At 70.9% G+C, this 2,916-nt stretch carries 3 protein-coding genes and 1 pseudogene; 2 read left to right on the plus strand and 2 right to left on the minus strand.

Annotated features, from left to right (window positions below):
* The first annotated feature begins 338 nt into the window (after positions 1-338).
* Positions 339-1,196: a helix-turn-helix transcriptional regulator gene (locus tag H5J33_RS29470; protein WP_181797853.1), complete on the plus strand. Its 858-nt coding sequence runs from the start codon at positions 339-341 to the stop codon at positions 1,194-1,196.
* 187 nt (positions 1,197-1,383) lie between these two features.
* Positions 1,384-1,575, plus strand: coding sequence for a DUF397 domain-containing protein (locus H5J33_RS29475; RefSeq protein ID WP_030615831.1), 192 nt, complete (start codon positions 1,384-1,386; stop codon positions 1,573-1,575).
* Positions 1,576-1,749: 174 nt separating this feature from the next.
* On the opposite strand, the gene H5J33_RS29480 is transcribed toward H5J33_RS29475, so the two are convergent.
* Positions 1,750-2,256 carry a glutathione peroxidase gene (locus tag H5J33_RS29480; protein ID WP_258565477.1) on the minus strand — a complete coding sequence of 169 codons (507 nt, stop codon included), beginning with the start codon at positions 2,254-2,256 and terminating at the stop codon, positions 1,750-1,752.
* A 138-nt stretch (positions 2,257-2,394) separates the two neighbouring features.
* Positions 2,395-2,874 (minus strand): annotated as a pseudogene (locus H5J33_RS29485) (ArsR/SmtB family transcription factor); the annotation flags it as partial.
* Positions 2,875-2,916 lie beyond the last annotated feature (42 nt).

Below are 2,916 nucleotides of genomic sequence, written 5' to 3' on the forward strand. Positions count from 1 at the left end.
CGCACGCGGGGTTCCGATGCAGCCGCGCCACGGGTCGATGGCCCGTGCCGTGGCCCACTGAGCCGCACGCACGACCGCACACCGGGCCGTAGGCCCGGTGCGCACGGACCCGGTACGCACAGACCCGGTTCGGGAGCCGCTGGTCGGAGCGGGACGGTGAGACCGCTGTGGTGGTCCCGCCGTCCCGCTCGACTGCGTCCACCCGTTCGAAGGGCGTCGTCGAAGGGCGTTGCATATCCGCCGTTTCCCAGCGCTGGTAAGCACCCGGGTGGCAGTCTGCTCAACAGCAGATACGGAAAGTGTCAAGTCACAGGCAGGCAGCCGGAGGTGCACGTCCCGTGGCGTCCAATGTCAATCCCACCGTAAGGCGACGCCGGCTGGGCCAGGAGCTGCGCAGACTCCGCGAGCTCAAGGGCATGACGGCCGAAGAGGTGGCGGAGCGACTGCTGGTGTCGCAGTCGAAGATCAGCAGGCTGGAGAACGGCCGGAGGAGCATCAGTCAGCGCGATGTGCGCGACCTGTGCGGGGTGTACGAGGTCGAGGACAAGCGGATCGTCGACTCCCTGATGGAGATGGCCCGCGACTCGCGGCAGCAGGGCTGGTGGCACACCTTCGGGGACATCCCGTACAGCGTGTACATCGGCCTGGAGACCGACGCGGAGTCGCTGCGGGTGTACGAACCGCAGATCGTCACCGGTCTGCTGCAGACCCGCCCCTACGCCGAGGCGCTGGTGCGCGGCGCGCTGCCGGAGACCTCGGCGGAGGAGATCGACAAGCGCGTCGAGGTGCGGATGCGGCGGCAGGAGCGCATCACCACCGAACGCAACCCGCTGCGGCTGTGGGTGGTGCTGGACGAGGCCGCGCTGCACCGGGTGGTGGGCAGCAGGCTGGTGATGCGCGAGCAGTTGGAGCACCTCATCGAACTGTCCGAGCTGCCGCACATCACCGTGCAGGTGCTGCCGTTCGAGGTGGGCGCGCACCCGGGCATCAACGGCCAGTACGCGATCCTGGAGTTCGCCGACGCGGCCGACTCCAGCGTGGTGTACCTGGAGGGCGTCACCAGCGACCTGTACCTGGAGAAGGCGCAGGACGTGCAGAAGTACGCCGTGATGTACGAGCACTTGCGGGCGCAGTCGCACAATGTGGAGGTGTCCCGGCAGTTCATCGCGGAAGCGGCGAAAAGGTTCGCCGACTGAGGCGAGAGAGGTACGGGCGCGGGATCGTACACCGACGGTCCGCTTCTGTGGAAGGCTCGCCTGGAATATGCCATCCGGTCGAGTGAACGGCTCCTCCGCCGGGGGAAGTTGCCCGCTAGCGTCGATCATGCCAATCGGAGGACACGGTTGGCGCGAACCGGACCACCGCAACCGCACAGGAGTGGACATGGCACTGATTCAGGGCGCTTCGGAGACGTGGATGAAGTCGTCGTACTCCGGGGGCAACGGCGCCTGCGTCGAGGTCAAGGCGCCGACCGCCGCCGAGCTCGCCGTCCGTGACTCCAAGGACATCGAGGGCCCGGTGCTGGCCTTCCCCGCCGACGCCTGGAACGCCTTCGTCGCCTCCGTCAAGGCGTAAGGTCCTCCGCCAAGTCGTAAGAGCCCCCGTCAAGGCGGTAAGGGACCTTCCCGGCCCCGCCCGGCACGACAACCGCACACGCACCACCGAAGAGCCCTCTCGACCAGTCGCCGTCCTTGCCGAGAGGGCTCTCCCCATGTCCCGGCCGCCCGTTGCCCGGCGCGGGCAGCGGGCTCAGCCCAGCTGGGACTCGACCGCGGCGACGACCTCGGCCGAGTCCGGCTCGGTCTGCGGCGAGAACCGGGCGACGACCCGGCCGTCCCGGCCGATCAGGAACTTCTCGAAGTTCCAGCGGATGTCCCCGCTGTGCCCCTCGGCGTCGGCGAATCCGACGAGCCGCTCGTACAGCGGGTGCCGGCCCGGGCCGTTCACCTCCACCTTCTCGGTCAGCGGGAAGGTGACGCCGTAGGTCGCCGAGCAGAACCGCGCGATCTCCTCGGCGCTGCCCGGCTCCTGCCCGAGGAACTGGTTGCAGGGCACGCCCAGCACGGTGAAGCCGCGTGCGGCGTACCGCTTCTGCAGCTCCTCCAGCGCCGAGTACTGCGGGGTCAGGCCGCACTTGGAGGCCACGTTCACGATGAGGACGGCCTTGCCCGCGAATTGCGCCAGATCCGCGGAACCGCCCTGGAGGGCACCGATCTCGACGTCCAGCGGGGAGCCGCTGTGCTCAGTAGTCGTCATGTCACCGGATGCTAGCTCCCCGCCCTCCCGCGCCCGCCGCTGCCGCCCCCACACGTCCGGCCCGCTCGCCTCGACCAGCACGTCCCCGGCCGTCGTCCGCGCGTACAGCACCGCCCGTCCGGCCCTCCGCCGCTCCACCAGACCCGCCTCGCGCAGCACCTTCAGATGCCGCCCGACGGAACCGAGGCCCTGCCCGGTCACGGCGGTCAGCTGGGTGGTGCTCATGGGCGAGCGGAGCAGCACGAGCACCCCGGCCCGGGCCGGCCCCAGCAGGGCGCCCAGCCCCGCCGGCACCGCACGCCCGCCGTCCCCGGCCAGCACGCCGGCGCACGGGTAGACCACGGCGTACCGCTCCCGCTCCGCCCAGGACACCCAGCCCTGCCGCTGCGGGGTCACCGGCACGAAGAGCAGATCGGCGCCGGAGATGTCGCGCGGCGGATACTCGTGCAGGTTGACCTGGAACCGGTTGTCCCCGAGCCAGCGCGTCCCGCCCGGCCGCAGCCCGCCCAGCGCGCTCGCCCAGCCGCCCCGGCCCACCTGCGCCGTCCGCGCCAGCACATCCGCCTCCAGCACCCGCCGGCGCCGCTCCCAGGAGGGCCGTACGGTCTCCTCCCACACCCACTCCAGCAGCCTGGCCGCGCGCTCCGCCAGGTCGTCCCG

Origin of the sequence: Streptomyces sp. WELS2 (assembly GCF_013870595.1) — a bacterium.
Lineage (GTDB): Bacteria > Actinomycetota > Actinomycetes > Streptomycetales > Streptomycetaceae > Streptomyces.

Bases quoted from the DNA above. Each gene is read 5' to 3' on its own strand.
- H5J33_RS29475 (WP_030615831.1), top strand. From the start codon at position 1,384: ATGGCACTGATTCAGGGCGCTTCGGAGACGTGGATGAAGTCGTCGTAC.
- H5J33_RS29480 (WP_258565477.1), bottom strand. From the start codon at position 2,256: ATGACGACTACTGAGCACAGCGGCTCCCCGCTGGACGTCGAGATCGGT.